Raw genomic sequence first — 15,655 nt, 5'->3', positions numbered from 1 at the left:
GAATTAAATTGAGTTTATAAAAATTAAAAAATCCATATGATCTTGGGGGAACCATGACAATCAATTCAATCGAACTTAGAAGAGGATTTCCTGTTAAGAATGGTGGGCATATTCTTTATGTCTTTAATGATGATTCGGCTTACTTAGACAATTTAATGACTTTTATCATGGACGGAATTAAGCTGGGACATAAGGTTTTACTATTAGAAGAAATGGATCTTTACCAAGAAATTATAGAGAGATTACATACAGTCTTTTCTAGAAAAGAACTTGAAAATGTTTACTTTGAGGAAAATGGTTCTTTTTATAGGCTTAATGGCAATTTTGAAGGCGGGTCCGTTGCTAAGTATTTAATTTGATCCGAGTCCAATAGGAAGGTTAAAAGATCAACCCTCTTATACTCGTACCGATTGAATTCAAAATTCTTTATAATGCTGCGAGAGAGAGGTTAGACTATTTAAATTTCACTTGAAAAGAAGGTATCAAAATGAATCGTTTACATGGAAAAGTCGTTATTATTACGGGTGCTGCCGGTGGACAAGGGTCAGCAGAAGCCCGGGTTTTTGCACAAGAGGGCGCTAAGTTAGTGTTAACCGATGTTGCTGAAGAGGGCCTTAAGCGTGTTGCGGCTGGTGTTAAAAACCACGGTGGAGATGTTTTAACTATTGTACATGATGTCTCTTCAGAAGAGGGATGGAAGACGGTCATTGAACAAACGGTAGAACGTTTTGGTGCGGTTCATGCCTTGATTAATAATGCAGGTATCATTACACGAGAAGGTATTGAAGAGACAACCTTAGAAATGTGGGAAAAAATCCAATCAGTCAATTCCCGAGGGATCTTCTTAGGAATCAAATATGTGACCCCAGAAATGCGCAAGTCAGGTGGAGGCTCTATCGTCAATATTTCTTCCATATGGGGAATCGTCGGAAGCGGCGGCTCTGCTGCTTACCATGCATCAAAGGGTGCTGTCCGCCTGCTGACTAAAACAGCGGCAGTGGAGTATGCGAAGGATCGTATCCGAGTGAATACCATTCATCCGGGCGTTATTAAAACACCCATGTTAGCCACCAATAAAAATGTTGAGAAATTAAAAGAACAGACACCGTGGCCGCGACTTGGAAGGGCAGAGGACATCGTCTATGGTGCACTTTATCTTGCCTCTGATGAATCAACCTTTGTGACGGGAACAGAGCTAATCATTGATGGTGGTTATACGGCGAAATAATTGTTTAACGGATTAGCACTCTGGATATAGACAAATTATCAAAAAAGGAAATTGTCCCAATTACGGGATATGTTCTTTATAATTCAAAGTTATATAAAGAAAGTTTTCGAACAAGGGGAAAATCTTCAAAAAGAAGATAACCCCTTTTTTATTTCACTACCGAAATGTCTTCTCAATCTCATATGGGGGATCAAGAATGGACTTGTACCTACAAATTTAATATAGCTTCAAACTCAAACAGTACTAATTTAGTGCACTACATTTTGTATTAAGGTTGTGTTATTATATTTCTATTATTCTTAGTGTGGTTGATAAACTAAGTGCAGTAGCAATTATTCGAATGAAATTTTCCTAATATCCGTTAGTTTTGAAACGGATGATTAAAAGGAGGAGAGAGCATGAATTTGATCGTACACGCTGATGATTTTGGGCTGACAGAAAATGTGAGTTTGGGCATAATACACGGTATGAAAAATGGGGTTATTACTGAAACAAGTGCCTTGGTCACAGCTCCAGGATTTGAAAAAAGTGTGGCCTTAGCAAAGAAGAACGATATTAGAAAAATGGGTATGCATTTATTGGCAACGATGGGCTATTCAAAGTTACCGGCAGTTGACATACCAACTCTTGTAAATTATGAAGGTAGGTTTTTTAATAGAGATGAATTTTTCGAAAAATCAATTGATGCAAATGAATTAGAACTCGAACTTACTGCACAAATTGAGTATTTTTTAACATTTGATTTAGAATTAACCCATTTGGATACTCATCATGGATTTATGTTGAAAAATGAAGAGGTTTTGGAGGTGTTTATAAGGCTTGCTAAAAAGTATAAAGTTCCATTAAGAAACGAAGTATCCCTTTTGATTGGAGATGAAAAAGCCTATTTACAAAAGAAACTAGATGATAATAAGATTAAAACGGTTGAAATGGTTTATTTTAACCAGGAAGCACCCTACCATACAAAAAGAGATATTGTTCACTTTTTAGAAGAAGCTAAAGCTAAGTATTGTTATGTAGAGATTGGCTGTCATCCGGGTTATTCAGATGATCAACTTAGGTCTCTATCTATCCTAAATGATTACAGAGAAAGAGAGTTGGAGCTCTTTTTGGATAAAGAGTTGCGTCAGACTATTGAATTATTCGATATTGATTTAATTGACTATACAACTTTAAGAAGGCTTTGAAATCAAGACTAATATAATGAGATGAATGAAAATGGAGAAATTAATCGATTCTATTCATTCAACTTTTTTAATTTGAATAAATTATAGAACTTCATAGGAGTTGATATGACGAATGGTTGATATTAAAGAGATTGCAAAGCTTTCAGGGGTATCAATTTCTACAGTTTCTAATGTTTTAAACGGACGCAAAAATGTAAGTGCTACCACAAGAGAACGGATATTAAAAATATGTAAAGAACAAAATTATCATCCAAATATCATGGGGAAAAACTTAAAGGCGGGAAAAACGAATACGATTGTTTTTAATTTTAGCGATTTTGACAGAAGTTTCTATCTAAAAATAATCGAAGGAATTAGTGATCAGCTTAATGATAGCGGGTATGATCTGATTATTTGTACACATAAATCTGCTGAAAATTTAATGAAGAGTAATTTCTCAAGCGGGGCTATATCTCTTGATGTCAAAATGAGTGACGAGTTCTTTATTACTTTATCTAAACGGAAATTTCCTATTGTCCTAATGGATAGATTAATTGATAACCCATTTATTTCAAGTGTAGTTGTTGATAACTATCCCGTAATGTATGAATTAGTCCAAGTTTTGGTCAATCGGGGATTCAAAAAGTTCGGGTATATTGGAGGTTGGAAAAATACATTAGATAATAAAGAGCGGTTTTCTGGTTTTTTGGACTGCTTAACAAATAATAATATTCCATTTGAATCGAAGTACTATTTTGATGGCAATTACCATGAGGAAAGTGGCTATCAAGCGGTAATACAACTTTTGGTTAGTGGTACATTACCTGAAGTTCTTGTTTGTGCCAATGATGATATGGCACTTGGTGCAATCCAAGCCTTAAAAGAAAAAAATATCAAGATACCAGAAGATATTTCGATAACAGGGTTTGATGACAGCAACATAGCGGAAGTAGCCGGGCTAACGACAGTCACAATCCCATATTATGAAAATGGGAGTATGGCTGCCAAGAGAATTATAGAGTTAATAGAGGGGAAGCAGCTAGAAGCACCTTATAAAATACGGGCAAAAATTAAGTGGAGAAATTCTGTAAGATAATTGAGTCTAGTCATTACAACATGATTCAATCTTATCAGGGTAGTCCCATTATTAAATTTTCGTTCTTTGTGAATGGTTAATATTTTTTCTATTCTCTATTGACAAATAATTTAGGGTGAATAATAATTAGTATAACGTTTTACTAAAACGTTTTACCTAAAAAGTTCCATTAAATGTAAGCGTTTTATGTAAGCGTTCTATATTTTATTTGGAGGGATTTTTTGTGAAACCAAGGAAAAAGCACTTTATATGGATGATCGTAGTTTGCTTATCCCTGTCCATTGTTCTAGCTGGCTGCGGGACGAAAGGCAGTAGCGATGGTAATAGCTCAAAAAGTTCAGAACCAGTAAAAATTACAATTTTTCAAAGCAAAGTAGAAATTTCAAAGCAATTGGAACAATTGGCAAAGATTTATACAAAGCAAACGGGTGTTCAGGTGGATGTTTGGGGTACAACAGGAGATAGTTATGCTCAACAGTTACAAACAAAACTTGCAAGTAATCAGGGACCAACTATTATGAGTATTTCACCAGGAACTTTACCAGGTTCTGAAGCAGATAAATTAAAGTCTTATCTATATGACATGAGCGATCAAAGTTATGTAAAGGATATTGCTCCTAATATGGCATTAAAAATAAATGGTAAAGTTGTGGGTGTTCCGTATGATGTGGAAGGGTTCGGTTTAGTTTATAACAAAAGTTTAATTGATCCAAAAGATGTAACCGATTACGATTCCTTTGTCAACACTCTTAAACAAATGAAGGCCAAAGGGATTAACGGTCTCGGACTTTCACAAGAAGCATACTTCTTAATTGGTCATATTATTAATACACCATTCGCAATGCAATCTAACCCTCAACAATTTATTCAACAATTAAATGAGGGTAAGGTAACGATGTCAGGAAACAAGACTTTCCAAGATTTCGCAAAATTCATGGTCGCTATTAGACAATATACCTCTAACCCATTAAAAGTGACTTACGATAAAGAAATTGGGGATTTTGCCAACGGAAAAGACGCCATGATCCACCAAGGTAACTGGGCATACCCGATGTTTAGTTCTTATAAACTGAAATTTCAAATGGGGATGATGCCATTCCCGTTAGACGGTAACAATAAATTAGCTGTTGGCGTATCAAACAACTGGGCAATCAATAAAAATGCAAGCCCAGCTCAAATTAAGGCTGCAAATGATTTCTTAAACTGGATGTTTACAAGCAAAACAGGTCAAGATTATATAGTAAATAAATTCAAATTTATTCCAGCCATGACAAACATTAAAGCTAGTAAATTAGATCCATTGTCTCAACAAGTGCTAGATGCTTCGAGAAGCGGTCAAACCATCCCTTGGGCTTTTAACGACTTCCCGAGCAATATGGTTGTAAACAACTTAGTGCAGGTTGCTCAACAATTCTTCCTAACACCGTCTATGACAGGACAGCAATTCCTTAAAGCATTAGATCAAGCATGGCAAAGTGGTTCAGGTCAATAAGGTTATCTCTATTGGTTTAGTAAATATATATTAAGAAGTGTGAATGAAACTTTCTTAAAATTGCTGGCCCTGTCTAATTGCCTTAAGCAATAGTGCATTAGAGGGGCCTTGTTATTTTAGAGTTGATTTAGTAAAAAACAAAAAAGGAAGGATTGTCATGCGTAATAGGAAACATATAGGCGTTAATTTGCTTTTTACAGTTCCATTGCTTTTTATTTTCACAACAGTCGTGATTATTCCTTTTATTTCGGGAATCTATTATTCATTCTTTAAATGGGATGGGATTCCTGCAGATCCAAAGGTATTTGTTGGATTGGGTAATTTTGCAAAAACAGTTAGTGATACCCGATTTTTAACATCGGCATGGCACACGGTTGAGTTTACAATCATGGCCGTCATATTAGTTAACCTATTTGGATTGATTTTTGCGTTAATCGTGACAACAAAATTTCCTACGGTCAAGGCGACCCGAACAATGCTTTTCATGCCAAATTTAATAGGTGGACTAATTCTTGGCTATATCTGGAAATTTATTTTTACCGATGGTTTTCAAATTCTTAGTGATATGACAGGTCTTCACCACGTTTTCTTTGATTGGCTTTTAAAACCCCAATTTGGTTTATATGCAATGGTTATTGTTTTTGCGTGGCAGATGGCAGGCTACACCATGATTATCTATCTCGCAGGAATTCAAGCCTTGCCGAATGAGATATTAGAGGCTTCGAAAGTGGATGGTGCTAACTCATGGCAGAGATTAACTAAAATTATTTGTCCTTTATTGATGCCGTCTTTTACAATATGTTTGTTTTTAACTCTAGCAAATGCGTTTAACATCTATGATATCAACCTCTCATTAACTAATGGCGGACCCGTTAATGGAACAGAACTGTTTTCAATGAATATTTATAATGAAATTTTTGGAAACAGTAATTATGGGTATGGGCAAGCAAAAGCAGTGATCTTCTTCATAATTGTTGCGGTTATTACCTTAACTCAAGTGTCTATCACGAAAAAGAGGGAGGTAGAAATGTAATGAGAAAGTTTAATAGATTTCTAGCAGGATTAGTCATCTTGTTAATAGGCATTGCATTCTTATCTCCTATTTATATTTTGCTTGTCAATTCATTCAAAAATCGGTCTGAATTATATCAAAATGTGTTAGCCTTTCCTTCTCATTTTAATTTCAGTAACTTCAGCCAAGCTATGCAGCAGATGAATTTTTTAATTGCCTTAAAAAATTCATTAATTATTACGATTATATCGGTCTTTTTTATCGTCATGCTATCTTCAATGACAGCATGGGTACTAGTAAGACACGATAATAAACTAAGTAAAGTAATTTTTATGATTCTTGTTGCCACCATGATCATACCTTTTCAGACGTTAATGATGCCCTTAATGCAGCTGATGAATGAGATTCAACAGCTCTTCCACCTTAAAATGATGGATTCACGAGGTGGTTTAATCTACATGAACATAGGTTTTCACGCCGCAATGAGTGTATTTCTTTATCATGGTTTTATTAAATCGATTCCAGTTTCTTTGGAAGAGGCCGCAACAATTGATGGTTGTTCAAGATTTGGGATTTTTTGGAGAATTGTTTTTCCGATGTTAAAACCTATAACGGCGACGGTCATTATTTTAAATGTAATTGGTATATGGAATGACTATCTGTTACCTTCATTGGTGCTCTCTAGTGAGAATCTTAGAACCATTCCGCTTTCAACTTTCTTCTTCTTCGGAGAGTTCACAATACAGTGGAACCTAGCAATGGCTGGATTAGTGTTAACCATTATTCCTGTCGTTATTTTCTATGTGTTGTCACAGAAGTACATTATCAAAGGAATTGGAGAGGGAGCAATAAAATAATGACTATAGTGCCACATCGTTATAGTTAAAGAAGAGAGGTTACAAAGGAATGGATTTATACATCATTAGACATGCTCAATCCCTATTGAATATTGGTAAGGGTGATTCCCCAAACGCGGGGTTGTCGCAATTCGGAAAAGAACAAGCCATATGTCTGCAAGAGTTCTTTAGAGATATCCATGTAGATGTCATTTACAGCAGCCCCTTAAGAAGGGTGATAGAAACGGCCAATCCAGTAGCTGACCAGAAGAAGCTGCCTATTCATCTTGCACCAGAGATGTGTGAATTTTTCCATGAACTTTCATTGGATTATAGAGATCATAACTGGGAGACGATCTCAGATATTATCGGTGAGTTTCCAAACAGTCAATTCTACAAGACGTCTCCTAATGATCAGTGGTGGCCTAAATGGCCAGAGAAAGAAGATGATGTAAAAGAAAGAGTCAATAAATTCTATAAGGAAGTTATTCAAAAGTACATTTCCTCAAACTCGGTAGTCCTAGTATTTGGGCATGGAGCGACAACGGGTGAACTGAAGAAGATCGTCGTCGAAGAAACAATGAACCCTTGTCCGAATGCGGGTATTTTCAAATATCAAATTAATGAGGATGGAAAGTGTGTAGGATACAAAATGTACATCGACCATCTAGGGGAATTAACTTTTGACCTAAATGCAAAAGCTTATTAATCAAATTTAATTTAATTAATGAAAAAGGGAGTTGTCTTTATGGTAAAGGTAACAGTATGGAATGAAAACATTCATGAACAAACGGATGCTGAAGTAAGAGACGTTTATCCTGAAGGAATCCATGGTACGATAGCAAATTTTTTGAAAGAAAATGGTCTTGAAGCAAAAACAGCAACTTTAGAACAGCCAGAACATGGTCTAACTGACAATGTGCTAAATGAAACAGATGTTCTTATATGGTGGGGGCATACCGGACATGATAAAGTTGATGATCGAATTGTTGAAAAGGTAAAGGACCGTGTATTAAAAGGAATGGGCTTAATTGTTTTACATTCCGGCCATTTTTCGAAAATCTTCAAGAGTTTAATGGGAACAACCTGCGATTTAAAGTGGCGTGAAGCCGGTGAGAACGAACGCTTATGGGTGGTCAATCCAAGTCATCCAATTGCAGAAGGAATTGGCGAGTATATAGAGCTAGATCATGAAGAAATGTACGGTGAGCATTTTGACATTCCTGAACCTGATGAATTGGTATTCTTAAGTTGGTTCCGTGGTGGTGAAGTTTTTAGAAGTGGATGCGTATTTAACCGCGGATTAGGGAAGGTTTTTTATTTTAGACCAGGACATGAAACATTCCCGACTTACCACCAGGATGATATTCAACGTGTTATCGTGAATGCAGTTAATTATGTTAAGCCATTAAATCAGAATCAACCTATTCGCGGGAATGTACAGCCTTTAGAGCGTTTTGATAAATAGAAGTGGCTTTTACTTTCTCATCAAAAGACAAATTCCATTGGGTTTGCTTTTATTAATAAACATGACGCTCACCTCGGTGAGCGCATGTTTTTATACTTCTCTTTTAGACAAATAATTATTTGAAACCAGGGGGGCAGATTGGTGTTAAGAGTATGGTGGAAAGAAGCGGTTGTCTATCAAGTATACTGGCGTAGTTTTTATGATACTAATGGTGATGGTTATGGTGATCTAGAAGGGGTCATCGATAAATTAGATTATATAAAGGAATTAGGCATTGATGTCATATGGCTCAATCCATGTTATGAATCACCAGATATAGATAACGGTTACGATATTTCAGATTATTATAGGATTATGGATAAAGCAGGGGATATGGAGACATGGGAACGCTTATTAAAAGCGGTTCATGAACGGGGAATGAAGCTCATTATGGATCTGGTGGTGAACCATACGTCCAATAAGCATCCTTGGTTTTTGGAATCAAGTGCCTCTAAAAATAACCCGAAACGGGATTGGTACATTTGGAAAGATCCAGTGGATGGAAAGGAACCAAATAATTGGCGTTCTTATTTTACACCATCTGCCTGGGAGTATGATTCTAAAACTGGGCAGTATTACATGCATTCCTTTGCTATCGAACAACCTGATTTGAATTGGGATAATCCAGAGGTCCGACAAGAAATTTATAAAATGATGAGATTCTGGTTAGATAAAGGCATTGATGGCTTTCGTCTCGATGTCATTAATCTCTTAGCAAAATTAAAAGGCTTCCCGAATGTAGAACATCCCCAAACTATTAATTATCTCGGCAATAATCCTGGAATTCATGAATATTTACAAGAAATGAACCGAGAAGTGTTCAGGCACTATGATATTATGACGGTTGGCGAAATTCCTTTTGTAAAACCTGAAGATGGACTCCTTTACGTAGGGGAAGATCGTCATGAACTTCATACTTTATTTCATTTCGAGGTGGCAGACGATATGCCAACTTGGGACATGCAACGCTTTAAGGACATTCAAAAGCGCTGGTATGAAGGGTTAAAAGGGAAAGGGACGAACTCCCAGTTTTTGAACAATCATGATCATACAAGACAGGTGACACGCTATGGAAATGACCAAGCCTATCGCAAGGAGTCAGCCAAGCTATTCGCGACAATGATTCATACACTTCCAGGCATTCCTTATATTTATCAAGGTGAAGAAATAGGAATGACGGGTGTTCGTTTCAACTCCATTGAAGATTACCAAGATATTGCCATGAAGAATAAATACAAAGAAGAAGTGGACAAAGGAAGAGACCCAAACGAAGTGCTGGATAGCTTAATTTTGTTAAGCCGAGACAACTCTCGCACTCCCATCCAATGGGATGATTCAGCCAATGCCGGATTTACGACCGGTCAACCATGGATTAAGGTAAATCCAAACTATAAAGAGATAAATGTAAAAGAGTCATTAGAAGATCCAGATTCTGTCTTTTATTACTATAAACGTCTCATAAAAATGAGAAAAGAGAATCCGGTCATGGTATATGGCGATTATAACGACCTGTCAGTGGGAGATGAGCATCTCTACGTGTATACTCGCAAATGGGAGGATTCGCTGTGGTTGATCATTCTTAATCATTCGGATCACTCCACAGTTTTTAAATTGGATTCGGTTCTCGACGAAACCAACAAGCAGCTTAAATTAGCAAATTACTCTGATGTCACCGAAAAAGAAAGTATTCAATTTACCACCCTTCGCCCTCATGAAGCCAGGATTTATCAATTATAGGAATAAATAAGTTTGAGGAAAGGTATCCTTTCATAAAATAGTATTCCAGACGCTAAGGTTTAAGCATTTGGTTTCATCTAATTAGTTGGATAATCACTGAATAAGTTTATATATCGACTTAAAAAGCATGAGCGGCTATTGCTGCTCATGCTTCATGACTAAGTCGAGTCTCCTGAAGATACAACGCCAGTTCCATTTCAGCTGCCCCTAAATGATCAATAGCTCTGTCAACGTGTCCTGGCTCCGCATAGTTGAAATCTTGTTGAGCAAGTTCTAAACGTTGCACCAACAAGTGGAGCTGCTCATCCATAAGATGACCTCCTATAGGATATTCCGTAAGAAACATCGACTCAGCAGTATTAGTCTCCGTGTTTTAATATAGAATTATGAATGTGGAAACATATATTTTCAACCCCCATAATTTGCCCTGGTAGAAAACCCGAGAAGGTTGGGTGGAAATCTAGAAGGTCGATGGGAAATCCGAGAAGGTTTGCCAAAAATCTAAGAAGGTCAGCCAAAGATCCAAGAAGGTCGGCTAAAAATGCTAGAAGGTCAGCCAAAGATCCAAGAAGGTCGAACAAAAATCCGAGAACATCCGCGAAACATCCAAGAAGGTCAATGTGCCCACTTTCAAATTGAGAAAGAGCCGAGAAGGTCGGCAAAAAATCTAAGAAGGTCGACCAAACATGCCAGAAGGTCAGCCAAAAATCTGAGAACATCCCCAAAAAATCCAAGAAGGTCAATGTGCCCACATTCAAATTGAGAAAGATCCGAGAAGGTCGGCAAAAAATCTAAGAAGGTCGACCAAACATGCCAGAAGGTCAGCCAAAAATCTGAGAACATCCCCAAAAAATCCAAGAAGGTCAATGTGCCCACATTCAAATTGAGAAAGAGCCGAGAAGGTCGGCAAAAAATCTAAGAAGGTCGACCAAACATGCCAGAAGGTCAGCCAAAAATCTGAGAACATCCCCAAAAAATCCAAGAAGGTCAATGTGCCCACATTCAAATTGAGAAAGATCCGAGAAGGTTGGCGAAAAATCTAAGAAGGTCGACCAAACATGCCAGAAGGTCGGCCAAAAATCCGAGAACATCCCCAAAAAATCCAAGAAGGTCAATGTTGCCCACTTTCAATATGAGAAAGATCCGAGAAGGTTGGCGAAAAATCTAAGAAGGTCAGCCAAAGATCTGAGAAGGTCGAACAAAAATCCGAGAACATCCGCGAAACATCCAAGAAGGTCAATGTGCCCACATTCAAATTGAGAAAAATCCAAGAAGGTTTGCCAAAAATCTAAGAAGGTCGACCAAACATGCCAGAAGGTCAGCCAAAAATCCGAGAACATCCCCAAAAAAACCAAGAAGGCCAATGTTTCTCACTATCAATTTGAGAAAGATCCTAGAACCTCCTCCAAAGTCCCAGAAACCATCCGAAAATACCACAAGCTCAGCCAAACTCAAAAAAATATTTCATTGCTATTAAAGGAATGATAGCGCTGTCGGTTTGCTTTCTCTCATTTTTCTGATTGACACTCTGGGGTATATCTTTTAATATTGAGAATGTTCGATTCGAACTATTGATAATTTCATATAACACTTATCCAGAGAGACTGAGGGACAGGCCCGATGACGTCCAGCAACCTTCCAAAGGGAAAGGTGCTACTTCCTGCAGAATTATTTTTCATTCTGAAAGATAAGGTACGATACATGTAAACCTCTTTCATTTTGAATGAAAGAGGTTTTTTGATGTGAAAAATAGGTTGAGAGATAGGAGGTCAAACCGGTGCTCATTCTTAAAGATGTACACAAAGTTTACGGTAAAAGTAAATCGAAGACGGTCACTGCTTTAAAAGGCATTAATCTTGAAGTCAAGAAAGGCGAGATCTTTGGCGTCATTGGATTCAGTGGGGCGGGTAAAAGTACTTTGATTCGCTGTGTGAATCTTCTTGAACGTCCGACTTCTGGACAGGTTCTTATTGAAGGGGTGGACATTCAATCTCTATCGCCTAAAGAACTGAGAAAAGAGCGGAAAAAGATTGGGATGATTTTTCAGCAATTTAATTTGCTTCAAGCAAAAACCGTTTTCGGAAATGTGGCGATGCCGCTCGTGCTGGAGGGCAGACCCAAGAAGGAAATCGAAGCAAAGGTTATGGAGCTTTTATCGTTTGTTGGCTTAGAAGATAAAGCCCATCAGTATCCTGAACAGCTGTCTGGAGGACAAAAGCAACGGGTGGGAATTGCTCGTGCTTTGGCAACAGATCCCCATATTCTGTTGTGTGATGAGGCGACATCTGCTCTTGATCCTGATACGACAAGATCTGTTTTAGAACTATTAAAACGTGTGAGAGATGAATTGGGCATTACGATTTTAATGATCACTCATGAAATGAATGTCATCCGTGATACTTGTGATAAAGTGGCGGTCATTGAAGGTGGCGTGATCGTGGAGCAAGGCTCTGTCCTTGATGTCTTTTCTGATCCGCAAACTGATATTGCGAAAAATTTTGTGCGCACGGTATTGAATGATAGTATTCCAGATTCCATCAAACGGGGATTCATTGAAAACCAAACAAATGACCATTTTCTTTATCGCATTATCTTTAAAGGAAATTCAACGAGTGAACCGCTACTTTCAACCGTTGCTAAGAAATTTGACGTCCATGTCAGCGTCATTCATGGCATGGTAACCGAGCTCCAAGGAACCCCTTTTGGTAATTTAATTGTTGATTTTATTGGTAATGAAGATGAAGTCAAAAAGACGATTCAGTTTATCAAAAGCCAAGAGGTTAACATTAAGGAGGTTGATCTAAATGGCATTTGATTGGTCTTGGTTTTGGCCGGAATTGCTTCAGTCTGTCGAGCAAACACTCTACATGGTTGTCGTGGCATTTCTTATTTCTATCCTAATTGGAATTCCGCTTGGTGTGATTCTCGTCATCACAAGAGAAGAAGGTATCCTAGAGAATAAAGTGGTTTATACCATTTTAAATATAATTATTAATATTTTTAGATCCATTCCTTTTATTATTCTAGTGGTAGCAATCATTCCTTTTACACGTCTTATCGTTCATACTTCGATTGGGACAACTGCTGCGATTGTTCCACTGGTGCTGTTTACGGCGCCATACATTGGCCGACTTGTTGAGAACTCCTTGTTGGAAATTGATAAAGGGGTCATTGAGCTCGCGCAATCAATGGGGGCAACACCTTGGCAAATTATCTGGCGTTTTCTTTTACCAGAGGCGCTCGGTTCGATCATCCTTTCTTTGACAATTGCCTCGATCGGACTTATCGGAGCATCAGCCATGGCCGGTGCTGTCGGTGGCGGCGGTCTTGGGAACTTAGCGATTACTTATGGGTACCAGCAATTTAAAACCCAAGCGATGGTTATTACGGTCATTTTACTTGTCGTATTCGTTTGGCTTATTCAAGCACTAGGAAATTATTTATCAAAGAAAATTAGGAGAAAATAATCCTTACTGGTTAACATAGACATTTTCTTACCTACATGGAGGTTATCAGAATGAAAAAAATTATAGTGGTAGTACTTGGACTCTTTATGCTTATAGCCGCATCTGCTTGCGGATCAAGTCAAAATAGCGATAGCAGCAATTCGGATTCAAATAAACCGGTTACTGTAAAAGTAGGGATTTCTCCTGCAGAACTTCCAACTTGGAATCTCGTACAAAAGCTTGCTAAGAAAAAGGGAATTCATATTCAAATCGTTAAATTCAGTGACTATGTACAGCCTAACATTGCATTAAACAATGGAGATATTGATCTAAACGCCTTCCAAACGGTCATCTATTTTGATTCATTTAAAAAAGATCATAACTTAGACTTGTCTGCGATTGGGACGACGGCTATTTGGCCAATGGGCATTTACTCCAAGAAAGTGAAAAGTGTTAAAGACATTAAAGATGGTTCGCAAATTATTGTGCCAAATGATGCGACTAACGAAAGCCGTGCGCTTGCGCTTCTTCAAAAGGCAGGACTGATTACTCTAAAGGACGGCTATAACGGGACTCAAGGGATCGAATTTATTAAAGATAATCCTAAGCATTTAAAAATTACTCCAGTTGATGCGGGGCAGACACCGCGAGGCCTTGATGATGCAACAGCTTCTGTTATTAACTGTGACATGGCCATCAACGCTGGATTAAACCCAACAACAGATCCGATCTTCCACGAAGATGCGAGCAACAAAGCTTATGTCAACATTATTGCTGCAAAAACAAAAGATAAAGATAACAAGACTTATAAAGAAATTGTTGATATCTTCCACGAAAAACAAGTTCAAGATTTTATTAAGAAGCAGTACAAAGGGGCCGCGATCCCTGTTGTTAAACCAATTGACCAAATTACGAATTACAATCAATAACATGGTTTTTAAAACGCTTGGCTTTTGTCCAAGCGTTTTTTTTCTAAACTGATCGATGGGAGAGTGGACCAAATGGAACGACAGTCGATATATGATGTCATTGTAGTCGGTGCCGGCACAATGGGAATGGCAGCGGGCTATTTTCTGGCAAAACAAAAGGCTAAGACGCTGCTCGTAGATGCTTTTGATCCGCCGCATTCGAATTCCAGCCACCATGGGAATACTCGAATGATTCGCCACGCTTACGGAGAAGGAAGAGCGTACGTCACATTAGTGAAACGGGCTCAGGAATTGTGGGAGCAGTTAGAAGAGGAATCCACTTATAAAATCTTTGAGAAAACAGGTGTGCTAGGAATTGGTGCGGTGGATTCCCCTTTCCTTAATGAAACATTAGCTTCCGCTGCGAAATTTAGCCTCCCCCTTCAGAAATTGTCAGCGGATGAAGTGATGAAAAGATGGCCGGGGCTAAAGTTACCGCAACATTTTATGGGCTGTTTTGAGCCGGAATCTGGCTTTCTCTATAGTGAAAATTGTATTCAGGCTTATAGGGAGCTTGCGATCAAGAATGGGGCAGACGTATTGATTAATACGCCTGTAGTCAATGTAGAGGCGAAAAATGGGCATGTTATGGTTCAAACAGAGCAGGAGACGTTTTCTGCGAGAAAAGTGATTCTATCGACTGGGGCATGGACAGGAAAGCTGCTTCCTTCTCTCCAGCTGCCGATTCAACCGTTGCGAAAGGTATTTGGCTGGTTTGAAACCGAATCAACCTATGATCTCACTCATTTTCCATCTTTTTATATTGATGAAGGTCACCGTATGTTCTATGGATTCCCGAATGTGAAAGGAGAAGGACTCAAGCTAGGGAGAACAGATGGCGGGCAGCCTATTGATCCTAGTCAACATGTACAGGACTTTGGCTCCTACTGGGAAGATGAAGGGGAGCTTCGCGAATGTCTTCAGGCCTACTTGCCGGGAGCAAATGGTTCTCTTAGACAAGGGAAGACATGCCTACAAACCTGGTCAAGCGACAGTCATTTTATTATCGATTATCATCCAGAGCATCGTAACATTCTTATTGCTGGAGGTTTCTCTGGCCATGGATTTAAATTTGGCAGTGTCATCGGAGAAATATTGTGCCAAATGGCTCTCGAAGGAAAAAGGGATGATGCGCTTTCTTTATTTGCACTCTCTCGTTTTAATTAG

The 15,655-nt window shown here is 38.2% G+C and carries 16 protein-coding genes and 1 riboswitch; of the genes, 14 read left to right on the top strand and 2 right to left on the bottom strand.

What is annotated here, in order from left to right:
- Positions 1–53: 53 nt before the first annotated feature.
- The 10 genes from PU629_RS19155 (at position 54) to PU629_RS19110 (ending at position 10,074) form a co-directional block, all read left to right on the top strand.
- Positions 54–359, top strand: coding sequence for an MEDS domain-containing protein (locus PU629_RS19155; RefSeq protein ID WP_275281636.1), 306 nt, complete (start codon positions 54–56; stop codon positions 357–359).
- Between the two features lie 128 nt (positions 360–487).
- Positions 488–1,228: an SDR family NAD(P)-dependent oxidoreductase gene (locus PU629_RS19150; protein WP_275281635.1), complete on the top strand. Its 741-nt coding sequence runs from the start codon at positions 488–490 to the stop codon at positions 1,226–1,228.
- 398 nt (positions 1,229–1,626) lie between these two features.
- On the top strand, positions 1,627–2,415 hold the full coding sequence (locus tag PU629_RS19145; protein WP_275281634.1) for a ChbG/HpnK family deacetylase: 789 nt from the start codon (positions 1,627–1,629) through the stop codon (positions 2,413–2,415).
- Between the two features lie 112 nt (positions 2,416–2,527).
- A complete protein-coding gene (locus PU629_RS19140) occupies positions 2,528–3,490 on the top strand; it encodes a LacI family DNA-binding transcriptional regulator (RefSeq protein ID WP_275281633.1) in 963 nt (320 codons plus the stop codon).
- A 223-nt stretch (positions 3,491–3,713) separates the two neighbouring features.
- Entirely contained in the window at positions 3,714–4,982 is a 1,269-nt protein-coding gene (locus PU629_RS19135) for an ABC transporter substrate-binding protein (RefSeq protein ID WP_275281632.1), read from the top strand.
- A gap of 157 nt (positions 4,983–5,139) precedes the next feature.
- Positions 5,140–6,015, top strand: a complete 876-nt coding sequence (locus PU629_RS19130; protein WP_275281631.1) for a carbohydrate ABC transporter permease — start codon at positions 5,140–5,142, stop codon at positions 6,013–6,015.
- Complete coding sequence (locus tag PU629_RS19125; protein ID WP_275281630.1) at positions 6,015–6,851, top strand: carbohydrate ABC transporter permease; 837 nt, start codon at positions 6,015–6,017, stop codon at positions 6,849–6,851. Before PU629_RS19130 ends, PU629_RS19125 begins: the two co-directional genes overlap by 1 nt.
- Positions 6,852–6,900: 49 nt before the next feature.
- Positions 6,901–7,539: a histidine phosphatase family protein gene (locus PU629_RS19120; RefSeq protein ID WP_275281629.1), complete on the top strand. Its 639-nt coding sequence runs from the start codon at positions 6,901–6,903 to the stop codon at positions 7,537–7,539.
- Between the two features lie 39 nt (positions 7,540–7,578).
- Entirely contained in the window at positions 7,579–8,298 is a 720-nt protein-coding gene (locus tag PU629_RS19115) for a ThuA domain-containing protein (protein WP_275281628.1), read from the top strand.
- A gap of 141 nt (positions 8,299–8,439) precedes the next feature.
- A complete protein-coding gene (locus tag PU629_RS19110; protein WP_275281627.1) occupies positions 8,440–10,074 on the top strand; it encodes a glycoside hydrolase family 13 protein in 1,635 nt (544 codons plus the stop codon).
- Positions 10,075–10,219: 145 nt separating this feature from the next.
- Here the strand turns inward: PU629_RS19110 and PU629_RS19105 are convergent, their stop codons facing one another.
- Positions 10,220–10,384 (bottom strand): hypothetical protein, encoded by a 165-nt coding sequence (locus tag PU629_RS19105; protein WP_275281626.1) that lies wholly within the window; start codon positions 10,382–10,384, stop codon positions 10,220–10,222.
- Between the two features lie 49 nt (positions 10,385–10,433).
- The gene (locus tag PU629_RS19100; RefSeq protein WP_275281625.1) at positions 10,434–10,793 is read right to left on the bottom strand and encodes a hypothetical protein; all 360 of its coding nucleotides are present in this window, start codon (positions 10,791–10,793) and stop codon (positions 10,434–10,436) included.
- 869 nt (positions 10,794–11,662) lie between these two features.
- A riboswitch (SAM riboswitch) is annotated at positions 11,663–11,768 on the top strand.
- A gap of 83 nt (positions 11,769–11,851) precedes the next feature.
- Here PU629_RS19100 and PU629_RS19095 point away from each other — a divergent pair.
- The 4 genes from PU629_RS19095 (at position 11,852) to solA (ending at position 15,655) form a co-directional block, all read left to right on the top strand.
- Complete coding sequence (locus PU629_RS19095; RefSeq protein WP_275281624.1) at positions 11,852–12,889, top strand: methionine ABC transporter ATP-binding protein; 1,038 nt, start codon at positions 11,852–11,854, stop codon at positions 12,887–12,889.
- A complete protein-coding gene (locus PU629_RS19090) occupies positions 12,879–13,541 on the top strand; it encodes a methionine ABC transporter permease (protein ID WP_275281622.1) in 663 nt (220 codons plus the stop codon). Before PU629_RS19095 ends, PU629_RS19090 begins: the two co-directional genes overlap by 11 nt.
- A 50-nt stretch (positions 13,542–13,591) precedes the next feature.
- Entirely contained in the window at positions 13,592–14,449 is an 858-nt protein-coding gene (locus PU629_RS19085; protein WP_275281621.1) for a MetQ/NlpA family ABC transporter substrate-binding protein, read from the top strand.
- 72 nt (positions 14,450–14,521) lie between these two features.
- Entirely contained in the window at positions 14,522–15,655 is a 1,134-nt protein-coding gene (gene solA, locus PU629_RS19080) for an N-methyl-L-tryptophan oxidase (RefSeq protein WP_275281620.1), read from the top strand.

Origin of the sequence: Pullulanibacillus sp. KACC 23026 (assembly GCF_029094525.1) — a bacterium.
Taxonomy (GTDB): Bacteria; Bacillota; Bacilli; order Bacillales; family Sporolactobacillaceae; genus KACC-23026.
The sequence above is the reverse complement of the archived record's forward strand: the minus strand, read 5'-3'. Positions and strand labels throughout refer to the sequence as shown.

What these genes read in the sequence shown, in the direction of transcription:
- PU629_RS19115 (WP_275281628.1), top strand. Translation starts at nt 7,579, where the DNA reads ATGGTAAAGGTAACAGTATGGAATGAAAACATTCATGAACAAACGGAT.
- PU629_RS19150 (WP_275281635.1), top strand. Translation starts at nt 488, where the DNA reads ATGAATCGTTTACATGGAAAAGTCGTTATTATTACGGGTGCTGCCGGT.
- PU629_RS19145 (WP_275281634.1), top strand. Translation starts at nt 1,627, where the DNA reads ATGAATTTGATCGTACACGCTGATGATTTTGGGCTGACAGAAAATGTG.
- PU629_RS19125 (WP_275281630.1), top strand. Translation starts at nt 6,015, where the DNA reads ATGAGAAAGTTTAATAGATTTCTAGCAGGATTAGTCATCTTGTTAATA.
- PU629_RS19100 (WP_275281625.1), bottom strand. Translation starts at nt 10,793, where the DNA reads ATGTTCTCAGATTTTTGGCTGACCTTCTGGCATGTTTGGTCGACCTTC.
- PU629_RS19120 (WP_275281629.1), top strand. Translation starts at nt 6,901, where the DNA reads ATGGATTTATACATCATTAGACATGCTCAATCCCTATTGAATATTGGT.
- PU629_RS19130 (WP_275281631.1), top strand. Translation starts at nt 5,140, where the DNA reads ATGCGTAATAGGAAACATATAGGCGTTAATTTGCTTTTTACAGTTCCA.
- PU629_RS19105 (WP_275281626.1), bottom strand. Translation starts at nt 10,384, where the DNA reads ATGGATGAGCAGCTCCACTTGTTGGTGCAACGTTTAGAACTTGCTCAA.
- PU629_RS19085 (WP_275281621.1), top strand. Translation starts at nt 13,592, where the DNA reads ATGAAAAAAATTATAGTGGTAGTACTTGGACTCTTTATGCTTATAGCC.
- PU629_RS19140 (WP_275281633.1), top strand. Translation starts at nt 2,528, where the DNA reads ATGGTTGATATTAAAGAGATTGCAAAGCTTTCAGGGGTATCAATTTCT.
- PU629_RS19155 (WP_275281636.1), top strand. Translation starts at nt 54, where the DNA reads ATGACAATCAATTCAATCGAACTTAGAAGAGGATTTCCTGTTAAGAAT.
- solA (WP_275281620.1), top strand. Translation starts at nt 14,522, where the DNA reads ATGGAACGACAGTCGATATATGATGTCATTGTAGTCGGTGCCGGCACA.
- PU629_RS19090 (WP_275281622.1), top strand. Translation starts at nt 12,879, where the DNA reads ATGGCATTTGATTGGTCTTGGTTTTGGCCGGAATTGCTTCAGTCTGTC.